At 44.5% G+C, this 19,532-nt stretch carries 21 protein-coding genes and 2 pseudogenes; 14 read left to right on the forward strand and 9 right to left on the reverse strand.

Annotated features, from left to right (window positions below; translation table 11 throughout):
- The first annotated feature begins 11 nt into the window (after positions 1–11).
- From ACWHAR_RS12115 to ACWHAR_RS12135, 5 genes and pseudogenes are all read left to right on the forward strand, one after another.
- Positions 12–521: a hypothetical protein gene (locus ACWHAR_RS12115; protein WP_032876023.1), complete on the forward strand. Its 510-nt coding sequence runs from the start codon at positions 12–14 to the stop codon at positions 519–521.
- Positions 522–1,185: 664 nt separating this feature from the next.
- Complete coding sequence (locus tag ACWHAR_RS12120; protein ID WP_022553898.1) at positions 1,186–1,548, forward strand: hypothetical protein; 363 nt, start codon at positions 1,186–1,188, stop codon at positions 1,546–1,548.
- Between the two features lie 35 nt (positions 1,549–1,583).
- Positions 1,584–2,121: pseudogene (locus ACWHAR_RS12125) on the forward strand (hypothetical protein).
- 76 nt (positions 2,122–2,197) lie between these two features.
- Positions 2,198–2,851, forward strand: a complete 654-nt coding sequence (locus tag ACWHAR_RS12130; RefSeq protein WP_032876026.1) for a hypothetical protein — start codon at positions 2,198–2,200, stop codon at positions 2,849–2,851.
- Between the two features lie 92 nt (positions 2,852–2,943).
- Entirely contained in the window at positions 2,944–3,660 is a 717-nt protein-coding gene (locus tag ACWHAR_RS12135; RefSeq protein ID WP_032876029.1) for an endonuclease V, read from the forward strand.
- Between the two features lie 87 nt (positions 3,661–3,747).
- On the opposite strand, the gene ACWHAR_RS12140 is transcribed toward ACWHAR_RS12135, so the two are convergent.
- On the reverse strand, positions 3,748–4,629 hold the full coding sequence (locus ACWHAR_RS12140) for a LysR family transcriptional regulator (RefSeq protein WP_032876033.1): 882 nt from the start codon (positions 4,627–4,629) through the stop codon (positions 3,748–3,750).
- Positions 4,630–4,751: 122 nt separating this feature from the next.
- Between ACWHAR_RS12140 and ACWHAR_RS12145 the strand changes: the two genes are divergently transcribed.
- Together ACWHAR_RS12145 and ACWHAR_RS12150 are read left to right on the forward strand one after the other, a co-directional pair.
- Positions 4,752–5,297 (forward strand): flavodoxin family protein, encoded by a 546-nt coding sequence (locus ACWHAR_RS12145; protein WP_032876036.1) that lies wholly within the window; start codon positions 4,752–4,754, stop codon positions 5,295–5,297.
- Positions 5,294–5,512 (forward strand): hypothetical protein, encoded by a 219-nt coding sequence (locus ACWHAR_RS12150; RefSeq protein ID WP_017418770.1) that lies wholly within the window; start codon positions 5,294–5,296, stop codon positions 5,510–5,512. The genes ACWHAR_RS12145 and ACWHAR_RS12150 overlap by 4 nt, the downstream gene beginning before the upstream one ends.
- A 26-nt stretch (positions 5,513–5,538) precedes the next feature.
- Here ACWHAR_RS12150 and chrA read toward each other — a convergent pair whose 3' ends face one another.
- Genes chrA through ACWHAR_RS12165 form a run of 3 tightly spaced genes read right to left on the reverse strand, consistent with a single transcriptional unit; the run spans position 5,539 to position 7,152 of the window.
- Positions 5,539–6,075 (reverse strand): chromate resistance efflux protein ChrA, encoded by a 537-nt coding sequence (chrA, locus tag ACWHAR_RS12155; RefSeq protein WP_032876039.1) that lies wholly within the window; start codon positions 6,073–6,075, stop codon positions 5,539–5,541.
- Positions 6,072–6,662, reverse strand: a complete 591-nt coding sequence (chrB, locus tag ACWHAR_RS12160) for a chromate efflux transporter subunit ChrB (protein WP_032876041.1) — start codon at positions 6,660–6,662, stop codon at positions 6,072–6,074. Before chrB ends, chrA begins: the two co-directional genes overlap by 4 nt.
- A gap of 13 nt (positions 6,663–6,675) precedes the next feature.
- Complete coding sequence (locus ACWHAR_RS12165) at positions 6,676–7,152, reverse strand: Lrp/AsnC family transcriptional regulator (protein WP_007407537.1); 477 nt, start codon at positions 7,150–7,152, stop codon at positions 6,676–6,678.
- A 207-nt stretch (positions 7,153–7,359) separates the two neighbouring features.
- On the opposite strand from ACWHAR_RS12165, the gene ggt reads away from it, so the two are divergent.
- Positions 7,360–8,937: a gamma-glutamyltransferase gene (gene ggt, locus ACWHAR_RS12170; protein ID WP_032876044.1), complete on the forward strand. Its 1,578-nt coding sequence runs from the start codon at positions 7,360–7,362 to the stop codon at positions 8,935–8,937.
- A gap of 18 nt (positions 8,938–8,955) precedes the next feature.
- Here ggt and ACWHAR_RS12175 read toward each other — a convergent pair.
- The 3 genes and pseudogenes from ACWHAR_RS12175 to cotG form a co-directional block, all read right to left on the reverse strand.
- Positions 8,956–9,234, reverse strand: a pseudogene (locus ACWHAR_RS12175) (DUF4181 domain-containing protein); the annotation flags it as partial.
- A gap of 204 nt (positions 9,235–9,438) precedes the next feature.
- Positions 9,439–10,059, reverse strand: coding sequence for a flavin reductase family protein (locus ACWHAR_RS12180; RefSeq protein ID WP_032876047.1), 621 nt, complete (start codon positions 10,057–10,059; stop codon positions 9,439–9,441).
- Between the two features lie 156 nt (positions 10,060–10,215).
- The gene (cotG, locus tag ACWHAR_RS12185) at positions 10,216–10,746 is read right to left on the reverse strand and encodes a spore coat protein CotG (RefSeq protein ID WP_032876049.1); all 531 of its coding nucleotides are present in this window, start codon (positions 10,744–10,746) and stop codon (positions 10,216–10,218) included.
- Between the two features lie 140 nt (positions 10,747–10,886).
- On the opposite strand from cotG, the gene ACWHAR_RS12190 reads away from it, so the two are divergent.
- The 3 genes from ACWHAR_RS12190 to ACWHAR_RS12200 all read left to right on the forward strand — a co-directional run bounded on the left by ACWHAR_RS12190 (position 10,887) and on the right by ACWHAR_RS12200 (position 13,713).
- Positions 10,887–11,981 (forward strand): CotH kinase family protein, encoded by a 1,095-nt coding sequence (locus tag ACWHAR_RS12190; RefSeq protein WP_032876052.1) that lies wholly within the window; start codon positions 10,887–10,889, stop codon positions 11,979–11,981.
- A gap of 122 nt (positions 11,982–12,103) precedes the next feature.
- The gene (locus tag ACWHAR_RS12195; protein WP_032876055.1) at positions 12,104–12,997 is read left to right on the forward strand and encodes a hypothetical protein; all 894 of its coding nucleotides are present in this window, start codon (positions 12,104–12,106) and stop codon (positions 12,995–12,997) included.
- A 41-nt stretch (positions 12,998–13,038) separates the two neighbouring features.
- The gene (locus ACWHAR_RS12200; protein ID WP_007407530.1) at positions 13,039–13,713 is read left to right on the forward strand and encodes a hypothetical protein; all 675 of its coding nucleotides are present in this window, start codon (positions 13,039–13,041) and stop codon (positions 13,711–13,713) included.
- Positions 13,714–13,761: 48 nt separating this feature from the next.
- On the opposite strand, the gene ACWHAR_RS12205 is transcribed toward ACWHAR_RS12200, so the two are convergent.
- Together ACWHAR_RS12205 and alsR are read right to left on the reverse strand one after the other, a co-directional pair.
- Positions 13,762–15,093, reverse strand: coding sequence for an arsenic transporter (locus ACWHAR_RS12205; protein ID WP_032876058.1), 1,332 nt, complete (start codon positions 15,091–15,093; stop codon positions 13,762–13,764).
- Positions 15,094–15,288: 195 nt separating this feature from the next.
- Complete coding sequence (alsR, locus tag ACWHAR_RS12210) at positions 15,289–16,197, reverse strand: acetoin biosynthesis transcriptional regulator AlsR (protein WP_007407528.1); 909 nt, start codon at positions 16,195–16,197, stop codon at positions 15,289–15,291.
- 156 nt (positions 16,198–16,353) lie between these two features.
- Between alsR and alsS the strand changes: the two genes are divergently transcribed.
- From alsS to ACWHAR_RS12225, 3 genes are all read left to right on the forward strand, one after another.
- A complete protein-coding gene (gene alsS, locus ACWHAR_RS12215; protein WP_032876061.1) occupies positions 16,354–18,066 on the forward strand; it encodes an acetolactate synthase AlsS in 1,713 nt (570 codons plus the stop codon).
- Positions 18,067–18,126: 60 nt separating this feature from the next.
- On the forward strand, positions 18,127–18,894 hold the full coding sequence (gene budA, locus ACWHAR_RS12220) for an acetolactate decarboxylase (RefSeq protein WP_003151318.1): 768 nt from the start codon (positions 18,127–18,129) through the stop codon (positions 18,892–18,894).
- A gap of 102 nt (positions 18,895–18,996) precedes the next feature.
- Positions 18,997–19,521: an NAD(P)H-dependent oxidoreductase gene (locus tag ACWHAR_RS12225; RefSeq protein WP_007614216.1), complete on the forward strand. Its 525-nt coding sequence runs from the start codon at positions 18,997–18,999 to the stop codon at positions 19,519–19,521.
- Positions 19,522–19,532 lie beyond the last annotated feature (11 nt).

Here is a 19,532-nt window from a genome sequence, read left to right on the forward strand (position 1 = left end):
GAAGATTATATATGGAATATACAAATAAAAATATGAAAAGACTAAAAGAACGACTTGAAGATCTGAGCAATGCAAATAAAGTTGACCTATCTAATTTAAAGGATATTATTTCACCTAATATAGTTAAAGTAGACGATTGCTATATTCTAGATCTAGAGTATGAGTTAACTGATAAGACAACGATAAATTGGAATAGAATTTTGAAAATGTACGGGGATAAAACGGGGTATGAAGCATCGTGTAATGAGCTCCGCATAAACGATTATTTAGACTACAGTGATTTGTCTGATGAAGAGATTTCACTTTATGCGTTTCAGATAGTAGACGGTTGGGAACAACATTTAAAAGAAAAATTTCCTGAACATAAATTTGTTGTGATTATAAGTATTGATGAAGGTTTTGCGACACTTAGATTTTATAAATATAGAGAAGAGGAAAGCAGTTGGCTAAAGGCCGACATTGAAGAGTACGGAAACGAAGCTATCCTTGTAAAAGAAATTAACTTTGATAATAAAATTTAAGTAAAAAAGCAGGTAGTTATATTGTACCTGCTTTTTTAGTTTTTACCTTTTGAAAGCAAAAAACATTACAAATGATCAAGCTTTTACAGGATTAATGGTAAAACTAATTCAAAACTGTTGATTTATAGAGAAAAAAATTAAAGATTAAGTTTTGTGAAAAGTGAAATAAAATGATTCGAAAATGTAAAGGAGAGAATGTAATGTCGCAAGAACAGAAGTTAATTATATTGAATGAAATGTTTAAAAAGAAGGCGATGAAGAGGACGTTGAAGGGTTAACAAACAATAATGATTGATGGGGTTATCAAGCAAGTTTTTAATAAAATAAAAAATGAAAGAAATTTTAAAAGTAATAATGAAGTTATGAGAGATATTATTTTTGAAGGAATTAATAGTATAGTTGAAAAATCTTGAAGGTTTTAATGCAAAATAGAAACGCCTTCATTATCTCTTTTATATTTCACATGGATAGCTACGGAAACTCTGGTTAACGGATGGAAAAAAAGCTGCTGTCCACTCTACAAAATTCCCAAATGAGCATCAAGCTGGTCATGGAATAGGTTCAACAACAAACACCCAATTTAAAGGGAGAAAAAATAATAGGCTAGAATTTACTAAGGTAAACCATGAAAATAGTTTAAAACAAAACTAAAGAGGTTCTGTTAATGGTAAAATATGTTAAGTTAGATGTTCCAAAAGCAAATTTACATCCCCTAAGAATAACACAAGGTTGGAAAGTGAATTATAATCATTTTGTTGAAATAGATCCAAGAACTTTAGAACCGAATGATGATTCCTGGTTTTTGTTCACAGACAGTTTGTTGCAGCTTTATCATGAACAATCCTCAATAACGCTTGATTTAGGCTGGGTTCCTGACATTTCACCTGAAGGTAACTATCTGGTTTTAATAGTCAAAAATAATGATTGGGAAGATCCTATTAAAGAATTTTCATCAGATGATTATAAAAAAGTAATTTTATATATTGAATATTATTTAAAACAAGTAACAACAACTTGGTGGAAGTAGTTAAATAATAATGGCTGGAATAGTTCGAACATGGAATCAGATTTATTAATGAATACCCTGAAATCGGTGAACTGCTTAACCGTCTATTTGTGAATAGGGAATTAGACGAATGGTACAAGAACAAATGTGCAGATAAAATAAAAGTGCCTGATGAATTTAGTCAAATAAAAAGTCTAAAAAAATTGAAGTTAGAGATTTAAACAATCCTTCTGGAAAAATCAATATCCACATGCAAGATCTTTCTGGGGAAAATGGATTTCATCTAGAACAGCAAAACAATATGAAAGTATCTAATCTGGTTCCTGTTTATGTACCAGATTATAGTTATTCCCTTAGACATGAATTAATCGACGGGGCTTATGATATTGTAGGTACCGCTGAATCTTTAGAATTCATTCAGGGAACGAACTATATCAATAAAGTAATGCAAGAGAAAGGGTTTATCGAACTCAGTATTTGTATGATTACTACGATACTGTGTATGAGGGGAGTGAATTGCCCCATATACAGTCTTTCAATAGGAGATTAACATTAGGAGATGCCTTGTTTACTGATGTATTAGAATTGCTATAGTTAAGAGCTTGCCCTGTTGTCATCGGCAAGTTTTTTTATAGATAGTATAACAATGTGGAGTACAAGGAGAAACTGGATGGACAGAAATCAAATTTCTCAATTGCAGCCATTGAAAATCTGTAATGGCTGGTCTGTAGTACAGAACAATTTAAATTCAGAAAAAAGAATGGAAGAAAAATATGAACTGCTAAAACTACAAAATGAAAAACGTAATGCTGTTATTAAGGCAATATTTGAAAATGATCAATATCATGTCAAAGTAGCGGGCTTAAAAGCAGATAAGATTTATAAAGAAGACTCTTTTAATGAAATGGAACAATTATTGGAAGAGCTAGAATATCAAATCTGGACTGTGGGAAGCGGGGTTTTAGAGGGTTTGCAACAGCTAAGCCAACATGTTCCCAATTTCTTAAGGCTTAAGATACCGGCGGGCTGGACTGTTGATTATATTACATTAAAAGATACTGACCCTAAAACTCTAGAGGAAAATGATGATGCTTGGTTATTTGACTTTAATCAAGACCTCCTGCAGATTTCTCATAAAACTAAAAATTTGCTGCTTGATGTAGGGTGGTACCCAGAAGGCGATCCAACCGGCAGTTATGGCATTGAACTGATAAAAAACGAAGATTGGGAAAATCCTTTAGAAGATATTATGTGTACTGAACTTAAAGAATTACTTAAACAATTGGACCTTATTTTTATGAAAGAAATGAAAAATGAATTTTAATAAAAGATATAATTTGTTGAAGGAGTCTTCGTTAGATCGAAACGCAGGACGATTGAGCACGAAGACTATTTTTAGAGAGGAAAACAAGTGAAATGAAAATACATCAAATTCACGATTTTGATCTAAAAGATGAATCGGATTTTGTTCAAACACAACAATCCCTTATACATAAAATCAACCTATCCCCCGTCATCCATCCAGACTCCGTCAACACCTGCGCAGGCGTCGACCTCGCTTATTGGGAGCGGGACGGGGAACCGTACGGCGTATGCAGTATCATCGTGATTGACGCTGATACAAAAGAAGTGATTGAAAAAGTGCACAGCATGGGGAAAATCAGCGTGCCGTATGTTTCCGGTTTTCTTGCGTTTCGCGAGCTGCAGCTGATCATTGAAGCGGCCGAAAAGCTGGAGGCGGAGCCGGATGTGTTTTTGTTTGATGGCAACGGGTATCTGCATTACAATCATATGGGCGTTGCCACCCATGCGGCTTTTTTTCTGGGTAAGCCGACGATAGGGATTGCGAAAACCTATCTCAAAATCAAAGGCTGCGATTTCAAGATGCCTGAAAATGAAGTCGGCGCCTACACCGATATTCTCATTGACGGCGAGGTATATGGCCGGGCGCTTCGGACACGGCGGGACGTGAAGCCTATCTTCTTGTCTTGCGGACATAACATTGATTTAGAAAGCAGCTATCAGATCACAATGAAAATGATCAATCGAGAAAGCAGGCTGCCGATCCCTGTCCGTCTGGCTGACCTTGAAACGCATGTTTTGCGAACGTTTTATCGGGAAAATCACGTGTAACACTTGGGGCTTTAAGCCACCAAGTGTTTTTTTTGTATGCCTGGTGTCTGCTTTATTAAAAACTTTGTCGTCCTTGCAGATAGGTTTTTATTTGAATGTTTTTCGCGTCAAATCGATAAAAGCCTTTAATGGCGCAGACATCCACTTGTCCTTATGCCATGCTAGTTGAGTAAAAACAGGGCATTCATTCTGCCAATTGAGTTCTTTCATCCGTCCTTCGGCAATATCGTCTTTTACTGTCATTTCAGGCAATAGTCCAATTCCAAGTCCGGCCATCACGCATTGTTTGATGGCTTCTATGCTGACGAATTCTAATTTGTTAGGATAGACTCCGGCGTCATGTAAAGTGTTCTCAAAGAGCGTGCGGTATGAACAGCCGTCCTCTGTCAGCAGAAGGGTTTCATTTTGAAGATCCTTCAATGTTGCTGGTGAGTCTGCTGGAAAAGGATGGTCATTGGCGGCTACCATTTTGATTTCATCCTGAATCAAAGATTCAACGTGCAGTGCGTCTTCCGTCCGATTCACATCCAAAATGAAAGTGATATCAAGCTGGCCCTGTAAGAGCTGTTCTTTCGCTTGTTCGTTGGAAATATACGGTTTGAATATGAGCTTTACTTGAGGAAAAGCCTGTTTGAATTCTTTTATGATAGGCGGAAGACGGTATGTGCATTGGCTTTCCGTCGCGCCGATTTTCAAGGTTCCGGTTGTTTCTCTTACTTGATTTGCGGCCATTTTTGCTTCTTCTGTTAACGCAATGATCTTCTCCGCATAGGATTTGAATGTTTTGCCGGCTTCTGTCAGGATGAGCCGCTTGCCGAGCCGTTCAAATAAAGGAGTCCCGATTTCTTCTTCAAGTGATTTGATCTGAGAGGTAACGCTTGATTGTGCATAGTTAAGCATCTTGGCGGTTAGGGTGAAGTTTACATGTTCTGCTGCGGTAATAAAGGTGATCAGCTGCTTCAATTCCATAAGTTCTCGCCCTTTCTAAATCGGTTTTTCCGATTGGAATAATCGAAATAATCATCTGTATTGATTGATGAATCCATTATATGATGAAGAAAATCATTCGTAAACAAAGGAGCAGATGCATCATGAAAATTGCGGTTATTAACGGCGGAACTCGGCCTGGCGGAAATACGGATATTCTTGCGGAGAAGGCTGTTCAAGGATTCGATGCGGAGCACATTCATTTGCGGAAATATCGGCTTCAGCCAATTGAAGATCTGCGTCACGCTCAAGGCGGCTTTCGTCCTGTTCAAGATGACTGCGATTCTATTATTGAGCGGATATTGCCGTGCGATATTCTTGTATTCGCCACCCCAATTTATTGGTTTGGCATGTCAGGGACATTAAAGCTGTTTATTGATCGCTGGTCACAGACGCTGAGAGATCCGAGATTTCCTGATTTTAAACAGCAAATGTCAGCGAAGCAGGCATATGTAACAGCAGTGGGAGGAGACAATCCTAAACTAAAAGGGCTGCCGCTGATTCAGCAATTTGAACATATTTTTCATTTTATGGGGATGTCCTTTAAAGGCTATGTGCTGGGAGAAGGCAATCGTCCCGGTGATATTCTTCACGATCATCAGGCGCTGAGCGCGGCGAGCAGCTTATTGAAAAGAAGTGATGCTCTATGAAGCTGCTGCTGGTTATCTCTGGTATGTTGATTCTTGCACTCTTTTTAGCTTGGAAAGCGCCGACTTCTGTTTGGATACAGGCTGAAACCAATTCGCCTCAGGTTCAGCAATTTGTGAGAATGGCAGGCGCAACGCTGCAAGTTAAGCAAATCATCAAGAGTGATGCAGGCGAAGAAACAGTTGTCATATCAAATGGTATTTCCGGGCCAAAATAAAAAAGCACCTGTCCAGGTGCTTTTCTTTATAAATGAGGAACCACAAGCCCTCCATACAAAAACGCCGCGATAATCAGGAAGGCCGGATGCATCTTGAATTTTGTCAAGGCAAGGAGGGAAATCCCCGCAATCACTATCGCTTGAACCCAGCCGATCGCTTTGATGCCGTCTGCGCCGATTTGCCAGGTAAGAATGAGCATCATGACGGCGATGACAGGCTGGACGGACAGCGTCATACCTTTGATGACGGGGGATTGGCGGAAGCGCTGAATGATGCGCAAGAGGACGATCAATGCGAGCGCCGACGGTACGACGGTAGCGATCAGCGCAATCAGGAACCCGGGCCACCCGCCTGCGCTGTAGCCGACATACGCCGCGATTTTGGTTGCGATCGGGCCCGGCAATGCGTTCGCAAGTGCGAGCATATTTGAGAACTGATCGTTTGAGAGCCAGCTGTATCTGTTGACGACTTCTTCAAACATCAGCGGGATCGACGCCGGTCCGCCTCCATATCCGAGTACGTTTGCGACAAAAAACGCCATAAATAAATAGATCATGATCATGAGGCCGACATTCCTTTATCTTTTGAACGTTTATTTGTGATTTTGTCCTTTAATTTAAAATGAAACGCGCCGTACGCCAAGAAAATGATAATGACAAAGCCGGGATTGATCTGCAGCGTTTGCAGGCCGATAAAAGCGATGATAAAAAACAGGATGCCCGTGACCCAGCCGAAACCTTTAAGCGCTTTTTGGCCAAACTCGTACGCCATAATGCCGAGCATGACGGCGATCACCGGTGTTACAGCGCCAATCATGCCGGCAACAATTGCTGAGCGGCTTAAGACATTGACAGCCGCAAACAAGCCCGCCATAGCAAGGCATGTAGGCAGAATGTGGGCGAGGGTTGCCAAGATTGCGCCTAACGTGCCTTTCAGCTTGAAGCCCAGATACGCAGCCATTTTTGTGGCAATCGGTCCGGGAAGCGCATTAGCGATCGCTAATATTTCTCCGAATTCATCATCATCTATCCATTTGTATTTATTGACGGCTTCATGGCGGATGAGCGGGATCACCGACGGGCCGCCCCCGAATCCGAGAATGCCCGTTCGGACCATCGCCGCCGTAATGTCCCAATAGGGATGTTTCATGGCTATGTCCTCCTTACAGCTTCATGCCCGTTCTGCTTTTATACCGTTTAATCAGCATTTGGCAGTCGACACTGACGACGCCTTTTTGCGTATAGAGCCGTTTTGTCAAAAACTCTTCCATCTCCTGATCATTTGCGAAAATGCCGTGCATATGCAGCTTGCTCGGTCCGGTCATATGATAAAGGCTTGTCACGGCCGGCTCCTTTTCAAGCTTTAATGCGGTTTCCTCCAAATACTGCGGCTCCACCTCCACATTAAAAAACACGGACACATGACGGCCGATTTTCGCCGGGTTGATGACAGCGGTGAATTTTTCAATTACGCCGGCATCCAGTAAATGCTGAATGCGGTGCTGAACCGCCACTCGCGACAGGTTAACCCGCTTTCCTACGTCTGTATAGGAAATCCTCCCTTCCTCGTGCAAAATCGAAAGAATCTGTTTATCCGTTTCATCAAGGACAAGATTCGGAATGCTGTATTCATGTTCCAACCCGCTTCACCTTCCTTCATTTGGTAGACATTATTGTATCATGAAACATTACGGTATGAAGGGAGAAATTTTTTATTGTTTTCGATATGTAATAACTTAGAATCATTTCTTATCGAAAAGTAAATAGTGTGTGAGATTTTCTTTCAGGAATGTGGATGGCCGCGAAGCCGCTTTTTATAATTGAGAAAATTTGTAAAGGGGCTTGTCATGAATACTTCAACCATCGGAACGAAACAAATGGTCGTCAGTCCGCATTATCTCGCTTCTCAGGCGGGGGCCGGCATTCTGGAAAAGGGCGGAAACGCGTTTGACGCGGCAGTGGCGGTCAGCGCCTGTCTGGCAGTCGTGTATCCGCATATGACGGGTCTTGGCGGGGATTCATTTTGGCTCACTTACCATAAAGAAACGGGACGAATCAAAGCTTATAACGGGAGCGGACGTTCAGGGAAGCATGTGACGAGAGACTTGTATCGGGGCAGAGAAGCGATCCCTCTGCGCGGGACAGAAAGCGCCATTACCGTTCCGGGCATGGCGGACAGCTGGGATGCCGTGCTTTCGGCGTACGGGCGTCTTTCTCTCGCTGAGGTGCTGAAGCCAGCTCTTGATTATGCGGCAAACGGATTTCCGGTGTCCGCCGACCAGTGCGTCCACACAGAACGCAATCTCGCTCTTTTAGCCTCGACGCCTTACACCTCGGCCATTTTTACGAGAAACAAAAAAGCGCCCATGCCCGGTGAACGGTTTGTCCAGAAGGATCTGGCGGCCAGCTTGGAGCAGCTTGCCGAGAAAGGCAGAAGCGCTTTTTATGAAGGAGATCTCGCTCAACGCATCATATCCTTTCTGCAAAACAACGGCAGCCGTCTGACACTTGATGACTTTAAAGCCCACCGCGGCGAGTGGACGAACCCGGTATCCTCCGATTACCGCGGGTGCAAAATCTATCAGGCTCCGCCGAATTCACAGGGCTTTACAGGCTTAATGACGCTCAATATATTGGAAAACTATGATTTTTCTCAGATCGAACACGGTTCCTTTGACTATTATCATCTGCTGATCGAGGCGCTGAAGAAGAGTTTTCAGCACCGGAATGAAGTGCTGACTGATCCGGCATTTTCTCATATTCCGCTGGATCGGCTGCTTGATAAACGGTATGCAAAGCAGCTTGCGGAAGAAATCGGTGACGTGGCTGCGCCGGCGGTAAGCCGGCCGGTCGGAAGCGACACAGCTTATGCCGCCGTCGCCGATGCGGAAGGAAATGCCGTTTCCTTTATTCAGAGCCTCTATTTCGAGTTCGGATCTGCCGTTACAGCGGGGGAGACGGGCATTCTGCTGCAAAACCGCGGGTCATTTTTTTCGCTGGATGAATCCCATGTCAATACACTTGAACCCGGCAAGCGGACGTTCCACACCCTCATGCCGGCGATGGCCTGTAAAGAAGGAAAGCCTCACATCCTGTACGGAACCCAGGGAGGAGAAGGCCAGCCGCAAACTCAGACAGCGATGATTACGCGCATCATTGATTACAAAATGGACCCCCAGCAGGCGATCAATGAGCCGCGCTGGGTCTGGGGACGGACATGGGGAGAGGAGTATGAAGGGCTGAGGGTTGAAAGCAGAATCAGCCCTGAAACGAGAGAAGCCCTAAGGCAGAGCGGCCACCGCGTCGAGACCGTTGGTGATTTTGACGGGCTTATGGGCCATGCGGCAGCGATCGTCATTGATGAAGAAGGCTTTCTCCAAGGCGGTGCCGACCCGCGCGGCGACGGAGCGGCCGCAGGAGTATAGAGCTGCGCTAACTGATAAAAAAATAAGCACGCCAAGCGCGGCAGAAAGACCCGCGTAAAACGAATCGTACACATATTGCTTTTCCTCCCGCCGGTGCCGCCATTCCATTATGCCGGTGCAGCAAAATAGCATGAAAACAACTCCCGCAAATACGTACATTTCATTGAAAAAATTCACCGCTGCGATGCCCGTAATAAGCAGTGTGATTTCGATTAATCGATGTGTGCCGTTTATCGGCTTCTGCTTTTTAACAGGCTTTGGCAAATTGAGAACTTTGACGGCAAATACTTGAAACATAAGGCTGAGCAAAATAAATACGGCTGAAAAAATCAGTAACTGTCTGCCTCCTAAAAATGTGTCACTCGTTTCATACGGGTGAGGGGCTTGTAAGTTTCGCCATTCTATAAGACATTAGGCTGAGTTTAATGGTAAAAGACTCAAAAAGACCCCTTTTGAAAGGGGTCTTTTTGACTAGTTTCTTCTATTATAAAGGTTCCTGCTTCAGGTCGGGCGGACAAGCGTATATGTCTTCCCGAGTCTGGCGTATTCATTCCCCGCGAGCCTTGCCGCAGGCTTCAGCTCATCTGTCCGTATGTAGCCTTTATCGGCGTCATATACTTGGTCATTCAAATGAAAACAAACGACTCTGCCGATGATGAGGTCTGTCGTCGTTTCTCCGCTGTCATTTTGGAACGTAAGATGGCGTTCGAGTATACATTCAAACCTGACTTTTGCTTCTTTTATACCGGGAACGCTGATGCAAGCGCTGTCTGTCACAGAAAGGTCTGTCATGCCAAGCTCACTGACATCAGGATCAAGCCTTGCCGCCGTTTTGTTAATGTCTTCAATAATGGACTCATCACTGACGTGTACGACGAATTCCCGATGAGCGATTGCGTTTCTCGCGGTGTCTTTCTGCCGTCCGTCCGCGCGGCTGACTGAGATGGCCAGAAGCGGCGGTTCTGCGGAGACAACGTTATAGAAACTGAAGGGCGCCGCGTTTACGGCGCCGTTGATGGATGACCGCGTAGTGACAAATGCGATCGGCCGGGGAACGACTGTGCCCGAAAGCAATTTGTAAGTGTCTTTTGCGTTCAGTTCGTCTGCTCGTAAGATATGCATGATTTCGGCCGCCTTTCTTTATCGTATGACCTGATTATACAGAAAGAAAATTCGGAAACACAACAAAAGAAAACCGGCTGCATATCTTATCACGTGGCATATATCTGATTGAGGAAAAAGGCTTCCGTTTAGCCGGCAGCCTATTTACGAACGGTGTTACTTGTAGTTTTTCTTTACAACCCAGATGTTCCCGTCTTTCCAGTACTCTGTTTTGCTGCAGTAATCGTCTTTTTTGCAAGGGTCTTTTTTATGAGGACGATAAGGTTTTTTCTGCGTGCGTTTTTTCTTGCGGCGGCATGATTTTTTGTGGCTGCGAGATTTTTTGTGAGAACGGCATGATTTTTTACGGCTGCGAGATTTTTTGTGAGAGCGGGATTTTTTATGGCTGCGAGATTTTTTGTGGGAACGGGATTTTTTATGGCTGCGAGATTTTTTGTGAGAACGGGATTTTTTATGGCTGCGAGATCTTTTGTGAGAACGGGATTTTTTATGGCTGCGAGATTTTTTGTGAGAGCGGCACGATTTTTTATGACTGCGAGATTTTTTGTGAGAGCGGCATGATTTTTTACGGCTGCGAGATTTTCTCTTCTTACTGCTTTTTGGTTCTTGGTACAAATAATCTTCCAATCCCTCGTTGCTTGCGGACTTTACTGCTTCTTCGATATCAGAATGGGAATAGTGGCCCATTTTGAAACCTCCTCATGATATATGTTTTAAGGATGCGATCCTTACTACCACATAGTACGCATGAATGAAAAAAGTGTATGTGTGATTCGCTGAGTTTTATATAAAAAGCACAGCCTAAATTAATACAGGGAGGGTTACTGATGAAAGACCAATCAACATTGCCTCTATACCAGCTGTTTATTCACCCGAAAGACTTAATGGAGCTGAAAAAAGACATTTGGGATGAGGATCCGGTGCCCGCGGTGCTGAGAGTGAATCAAAAACGGCTTGACATTGATCTGGCGTACCGCGGCTCTCATATAAGAGATTTCAAGAAAAAATCGTATCACATCGCTTTTTATTCGCCGAAAACATTTCGCAGGGCGAAAGAGATACATTTAAACGCTGAATACAAAGATCCGTCGATGATGCGGAATAAGCTGTCTCTCGATTTCTTCGCGGAGCTTGGGACGCTGTCACCAAAGGCGAATTTCGTAACCTTGCAAATCAATGGCAGACATGAGGGGGTGTATCTTGAGCTGGAGTCAGTGGATGAATATTTTCTGGCGAAACGGAATTTGGCGGACGGCGCTGTTTTTTACGCGGTTGATGACGACGCCAATTTCTCCCTCGTCAGTGATCTGGAGCGGGATACGAAAACATCGCTCGAACTTGGTTATGAAAAGAAAACGGGAACGAAAGAAGACGATTTATACTTGCAGGATATGATCTATAAAATTAATACCGTGCCGAAGTCAGAGTTCAAGGGGGAGATCGTCAAACACTTGGACGCCGATAAGTATTTGCGGTGGCTTGCGGGCATCGTGTTTACCTCAAACTACGATGGATTTGTTCATAATTACGCTTTGTACCGGAATCATGAAACGGGACTTTTTGAAGTCATTCCGTGGGATTACGATGCGACGTGGGGAAGAGACATTCATGGTGATCGGATGGAGGCCGATTATGTCAGAATACAAGGGTTTAATACCTTGACTGCAAGGCTTCTGGATGAACCGTATTTCCGCAAAGCGTACAAACGGCTTTTGGAAGAGACGCTTCAGACCCGGTTTACCATTGAACATATGAAGCCGAAGGTCATGTCACTGTATGAGCAGATCAGGCCGCATGTCGCGAAGGATCCTTATAAGAAAGAGGAGATTGATAGCTTTGACCGGGAGCCTGAAGTGATTTGCGAATACATTAAGGAGCGGTCCGCCTTCATCAGCAGTGAGTTAGAGCGGTGGAATATCTGATTTGGGAAAGAAGCAAGATTTTTTACAAATAGGCTGGTGAATCAGTTCCCGAAAATAATCGTGATACGTATATATGCATTATGCTTTTTACATTATGAGAAAAATGACTAGGAGGACAATAGATGAAACGCAATACGAAGCGGCAGCGGTCTGATGACAACTTTTTGCATGCGATGGAAGGAAAAGTAATTACTGTCTACCGGGGAGGCCCGGAGTCCAAGACAGGGAGATTAGCAGACATTCAATCGGATTATATCGCTCTTCAGGTTGATAATAAAATCGTTTATTATCAATGGAAACATGTGAAAAGTGTGACGGAAAATACGAGTGAAACCATATCGCCGGCCGAAGCGGCAGAATGTGAAAAAGCTGATGATTTTCAAGACCTGATCAGCCGGATGACCAATCGCACGGTGCAATTGAATCAGGGAGGTCCGGAATCGAAAAGAGGAAAGCTTCACGAAACAGGGGATGATTTTCTCGTGCTGGAAACGGAAGATGACGGAATTGTATATTTTAACGCCGACCATGTCAAAAGCATCAGCGCGGAACAAGAAGAGGACGGCCAAGAGGAGGAGCGCCCGGAATTTGAAATGGCTGATGATTTTCACGGCATATTTAAACGCCTGATCCACAAATGGGTATCCATCAACCGCGGAGGTCCTGAAGCCGTTGAAGGTATACTTGTGGATAATTCCGACGGCCACTACACTCTTGTGAAAGATAAAGAAGTGCTGCGGATCTATCCTTTTCATATCAAGAGCATCAGCGAAGGGGCAAAAGGAGCAGCTAAAAAAGAGGAGAATAAAGACGGCGAGAATAAAGGTGAGAAAGAGAGCGCCGAAGAAGAAAAGCCGCATGAAGAAGAATCACGCGAAGAGCAGCGTACTTCCTCTAAAAAGTCGAAAAGATCATCAAGATCCGTTCGATCCTCAAAACGGGAGGAAGAGAACTCTTATAGCTACGCCACTGTATTAAGGACAATAGATTATCGGTGGAAACACGGCCGTAAATGATTGGAAAGATTGTCCGTAAACGCGGGAGAGGGGGGAATGAAATGGCTGGATTAAGCAGATTTCTGGATAAACAAGTCGATATTGAGATATCGGGGAATACGACATTTTCAGGAACTCTTTTGGATATCGGTCAGGATATCATTGTGATTCATGACGGCCGGACGTTTCTTTATATTCCGCTGCTGCATCTTCAGAGGATGACATTGACGCTCCCGGACGAAGAGAATAAAGAACCGTACGCAAGAAAAAAAAGTCCGCATCCCGAAAAACAGGAACATTCCTTTTCTTACCGGAATACCCTCCAGCATATAAAAGGCAGATTCACAGAAATATTTGTTACGGGAGACCGTTCCATTCATGGGTATGTGACAAGTGTTTTAAATGATTATTTTGTTTTCTTCTCTCCGGTTTATAAGACTCTTTTCATCTCGATGCATCATTTGAAATGGCTGACACCCTATTCCGATGAGCAGACGCCGTATACATTAAACAGTTCAGAGCTGCCGGTTGTTCCCGCTAATGTGCCCCTTGTCCGGAATTTTGAGGAGCAATTAAAAAGATATATCGGGAAGCTGATTATTCTGGATTTAGGAGATATACCGAATAAAGTGGGGCTGTTGCAGGATGTCTCAGATAATATTCTTGAACTGACCAATGCAGACGGCGATACTGTTTTTTGGAAATTGAATCATTTAAAAACCATGCACCTGCCATAAATGATAAAACTGCCTCTCTTATACAGCAGGCAGTTTTTTTCATGGGGGCTAAAGGTAAATCCAACTGATCCAAACATATAAAACGGTAATGGTAAACACGACGGTGAGAGGGACAACGATAATGGTCGTTTTGATATATTCTGACCAAGAAACTTTTTCGCCGTGCTGTCTGATGATATGCATCCAGATCAGCGTGGCTAATGTCCCGATCGGCAGAAGCAATGATCCGATATCACTGCCGATAATATTAGCCAGATAAATGATTTTTACGGTTAATGGGTCGATGGACATTTCAGTTAATGTCAAAGTGCTGATCATTAAGGCGGGATGGTTATTGAACAAATTAGAGAGGACGGATGTAGCAATGCCCATAATAGATGCAGCGTGGGCAATACTTTGTGAGACATACGGCTCAATAGACTGAACAAGCAGCGCCGTCAGTCCGATATTATGCAGTCCGTAGATGATAATGTACATCGTGAAGGCAAAAATAAAGATATGCCAAGGCGCTTTCCTTAATAAGTCTGCCGGTCCGATTTTTAAATAAAACCATCTCCAGCCAAGCAGGATGACTGAACTGATGACAGCCACGAGCGAAACGGGTATGCCGTTGTAAGAAGCTGCAAACAGACTGATCCGGACGAACAATACAAATACCAAAACACAAAACATGATGTTCGTACGGCCGTTTTGGGTCGGGTCTGGCGGAGGCTGAAGCGGATGATATCGTTTGTGTTCCAGCGAGTCAAAGTGAACCGGAATATCGGGGAGCTGTTTCGGCAAACGGCGGTAAAAAACGGCAAACAGCAGAAAGGCCATAAACACCAGTCCCAGCGTGCCGGGGATAAACATCATATTGGTGTACAAATAAAGGTCCATGCCTATCATTTTGAGAGAAATCAAATTGACGATATTACTGACGCCGATCGGGGTGCTTGCCGCCGTCGCAATTAATACGCCGCTAATTAAATACGGTGTTTTCTGATGTCTTTTAAGTCCGAGATATTGTAAGACCAACAGTAAAATAGGAGTGGTGATTAAGACGCTGCCGTCATTATTCAGAAAGAGCGTCATTGAAAAACAGAGCAGGTTGGTCAGCCAAAAAAGCCGGATGCCCGATCCCTTGGCGCGGTGAAGCAGTTTGGCCGCCGCCCAGTTAAAAAAACCGAAGCTTTCCAGCGCGATTGCCATAATCATTGTGGAGATAATGGTGATTGATGCTCCGGTGACTTTTGACCCTATATCCCCCAAATCATGAAAGGAAACGGTTCCGCATAACAAAACGAGAATGGCGCCCAGCGACGCCGGAACGGCTTCATTTAATCCCCCGGGTCTCCAAAATATAAAGATAATGGTCACAAAGAAAGAAATCAGGGTCAAAATGACGGTAATATGTGTAATGTGTTCTGCCTCCTTTTAGATGGGTCATTGCCGCCCCGTTATTTTTATCCCTCCTGATCAGTTGTACTGTATGTATACGGGTACAGGTCGTAAGGTGTACTGAGCGTTTCTACCAATTTAGTAAAAATCCATAAAAGCACAAAAAAAAGAGGCTGCTTTCGGCGGCACTCTTTTTTATGCATTTTCCTTATCCGCCTGCAATAAAGCCTGGCGCTTATTCATAATATCCAGAAAATGTTTCAGAATCGGATTTTGATTATCCTTGCGGTAGGCAATGACCCATTCGGCTGTGAGCTGCACCTGATTAATGCCGCGATAGGCGACTTCGAGGTTAAACAGCTTTTTAGCAGAAGAAGGCACGAAGGTCACACCGATGCCGGCACTAACCAATCCGATCACCATTTGATACTCCGTCGCTTCCTGAACGATTTTCGGTTTGAAGCCCGCCTGCTCGCAGTAGTTTACAAACTCTAGGTATAAAGTCGGCCATGTTTCTTTCGACAGTGTGATAATCGGTTCATTTTTTAAATCCTGAATGTCGATTGTCTGTTTAGCGGTAAGCGGGTGCTGCTTCGGCAAAGCCAGAATGCACGGGCTGCTCTGCACCTTTTCCATATGTAACGCGGAATGCTGTAAAGGCGGATGAAGGATGCCGATATCAATGTTCCCCTTCAGAAGTTCTTCCTGCTGTCTGAAAGAAGAAATTTCACGCAGATCAAGCTTGACGGAGGGGAATTTTTCGCGGAATTCCCGAATGATCGGCGGCAGAAATTCATATGTGGCCGAGCCGACAAAACCGACGACAAGGCGGCCGAGCTCTCCCCGCGCCGTTCTCTGCGCCATTTCAATCGCTTTGTCTATTTCTTCGATCGCGTTTCTGCTGTGTTTTAAAAAACTTTCTCCGGCAGCTGAAAGCTCTACAACCCGTTTCGTGCGCTTTAATAAGGTCACGCCGACTTCCTTCTCAAGCTGTTTGATCTGCTGGCTGAGAGGCGGCTGTGTCATATTTAACCGAAGCGCAGCTTTGCCGAAATGAAGTTCTTCGGCAACGGCAATAAAGTATTGAAGATGGCGAAGCTCCATCCTTATCCATTCCTTTCTCTTTGTTAATTATTCGTGAAACATATTAATCATACGGCGAATTGATATTGGAGGTCAATTTCCAAAGAGTGTATAGTGAATAATATCACAAATTACTTAAAATTTTATATTTAATATGCATAATAAGGAGTGAGGGTGTTGGCAAAAGCAACAAATGAACTAAAAACCTCTGGAAAAAATCGGGGGGCGGAGCTTGTTGTTGATTGCTTAGTGGAGCAAGGTGTCACACATGTTTTTGGCATTCCGGGTGCAAAAATTGATGCAGTATTTGATGCGTTAAAAGATAAAGGACCTGAACTGGTTTTATGCCGTCACGAACAGAACGCTGCATTTATGGCTGCGGCTGTCGGAAGACTGACTGGAAAACCAGGCGTTTGTCTCGTTACTTCAGGCCCGGGGGCATCCAACTTGGCGACCGGCTTGTTAACGGCTAATACAGAAGGTGATCCGGTAGTGGCGCTGGCGGGTAACGTAATTCGCGCAGACCGGTTAAAACGGACACACCAATCATTGGACAATGCGGCACTATTTCAGCCGATTACAAAATACAGTGTAGAAGTACAGGAAACAGGGAATATACCAGAAGCGGTAACAAACGCCTTCAGGGCAGCGTCAGCAGGTCAGGCAGGCGCGGCTTTTGTGAGCTTTCCGCAGGATGTTGTGAATGAAATCACAAACGTGAAAAACGTACGCAACGTGCCGGCGCCGAAACAAGGCCCTGCACCGGAAGAAGCGGTCAGCGCGGCTATCGCGAAAATCCAGACGGCGAAACTTCCCGTTCTGTTAGTCGGCATGAAAGGCGGAAGACCGGAAGCGGTAAAACAAATCCGCAAACTGCTTGCCAAAACAAAACTGCCTTTCGTAGAAACGTACCAAGGGGCCGGCACATTGTCCAGAGAGCTGGAAGACCAATATTTCGGCCGGATCGGACTGTTCCGCAACCAGCCGGGCGATCTTCTGCTTGAACAGGCGGATGTCGTATTAACGATCGGTTATGATCCGATTGAATACGATCCGAAGTTCTGGAACGTAAACGGCGACCGTGCTATTATCCATCTTGACGAAATCCAGGCCGATATCGATCATGCCTATCAGCCGGAATTAGAATTATTAGGCGATATCGCCGCTACGGTTAAACAAATTGAACACGACGCTGTGACATTTGATATGGGCAGCCGTGAACAAGAAGTGCTGAGCGAATTAAAACAGATGCTCACAGACAGCGAGAAGGCGCCAAGCGACCATAAATCTGACAGAGTGCATCCTCTGCAAATCGTCCAAGAACTGCGCAATGCAATTGACGACGACGTAACCGTCACTTGCGATATCGGTTCTCACGCGATCTGGATGTCCCGCTACTTCCGCGCTTATGAGCCGCTGAAACTGTTGATCAGCAACGGCATGCAGACATTGGGCGTAGCGCTTCCTTGGGCGATTGCCGCCACATTGGTGAATCCGGGTGAAAAAGTCGTATCCGTTTCAGGAGACGGAGGATTCCTGTTCTCTGCAATGGAATTGGAAACGGCAGTCCGCTTAAAAGCGCCGATCGTTCACCTTGTATGGAATGACAGCACATATGATATGGTCGCATTCCAGCAAATGAAAAAATATAACCGTACATCATGCGTAGATTTCGGAAACATTGACATCGTAAAATATGCAGAAAGCTTCGGCGCCACCGGCTTGCGCGTTGAGTCACCGGAACAGCTGGCAGACGTGCTGCAAAAAGGCTTGAACACAGAAGGCCCTGTCATCATTGACATTCCTGTCGATTACAGTGACAATGTCCATTTATCAAGCGACATGCTTCCGAAGCAATTCAAAGAAAAAATGAAAGCAAAAGCTCTCTAGCACTCTGCGCACCATGACCTGTTTTCTAAAACAGCCCAATTTAAAAGGAGTGAAGGGAATATGAAAAACGCAAGCGACATCCATATGATGAGCCGCGGAGAAAAAGGCTCACCTGAGGATCAGATCTATCAAGTCTCAACAATGACATCTCTGCTGGACGGAGTATATGACGGAGATTTTGATATGGCTGACATTCCGAAGTTCGGTGATTTCGGAATCGGCACGTTCAACAAATTGGACGGCGAATTAATCGGATTTGACGGAGAATTTTACCGTCTGCGCGGCGACGGAACGGCTACGCCTGTTAAAGGCGGAGACCTGTCACCATTCTGCTCATTCACATTTTTCACGCCGGATATGACGCATACGATCGACGGCGAAATGACCCGTGAAGAATTCGAGCAGGAAATCGCCAGCCTTCTGCCTAGTAAAAACTTATTTTATGCGATCCGTTTAGACGGCGTATTTAAAAAGGTGCAGACAAGAACGGTAGAACGCCAGGAGAAACCGTACGTTCCGATGATCGAAGCGGTGAAAACACAGCCTGTGTTCAACTTTGACGACATTCAGGGGACAATCGCCGGCTTCTGGACGCCGGGTTACGCAAACGGCATCGCTGTTTCCGGATATCACCTGCACTTCATTGATGAAGGACGCAATTCCGGCGGACACGTGTTTGACTATGTCATTAAAGATTGTAAAGTGACCATTTCTCAAAAAATGAATATGAACCTCAAGCTTCCGAATACGGCGGACTTTTTCAACGCAAATTTAGATAATCCGAATTTTGCGAAGGATATCGAAACAACCGAAGGAAGCCCGGAATAAATTAAAAAAGAAAGCCTCATTTTTCTCGGGGGCTTTCTTTTTATTTGGCTGAACCGGCAAAGATTAGGTAAAATACAGTCAAAAGGGAAAGGTGTGGTAGCTGTGAAAGTATTGGTATTAGCGGTTCATCCTGACATGGACAACTCAGCGGTCAATAAGGCGTGGACAGAAGAATTAAAAAATCATGATGAAATCACGGTCCGTGAGCTTTATAAAGAATATCCGGACGGGAAAATAGATGCGGAAAAGGAACGGCAGCTGTGTGAACAGTATGACCGGATCGTATTTCAATTCCCGCTGTACTGGTACAGTGCGCCTCCGCTTTTAAAAACATGGATGGATCATGTGCTGGCGTATGGCTGGGCTTACGGTTCTAAAGGAAAGGCGCTGCACGGCAAAGAATTGCTGCTGGCTGTTTCCGTAGGTGCCGGAGAGGATGCATATCAGGCAGGCGGGTCCAACCATTTTTCACTGAGCGAGCTCTTAAGGCCGTTTCAGGCAATGGCTAATTTTACGGGTATGACCTATTTGCCGGCTTTCGCGATGTACGGGGTAAGCAGCGCCGATGCTGCGGCTATCCGTGACAATGCCAAACGCCTGGCGGATTACGTAAAGAAGCCATTTTAGAGTCGTATGCA

It is taken from the genome of Bacillus sp. LR--39, assembly GCF_053613335.1.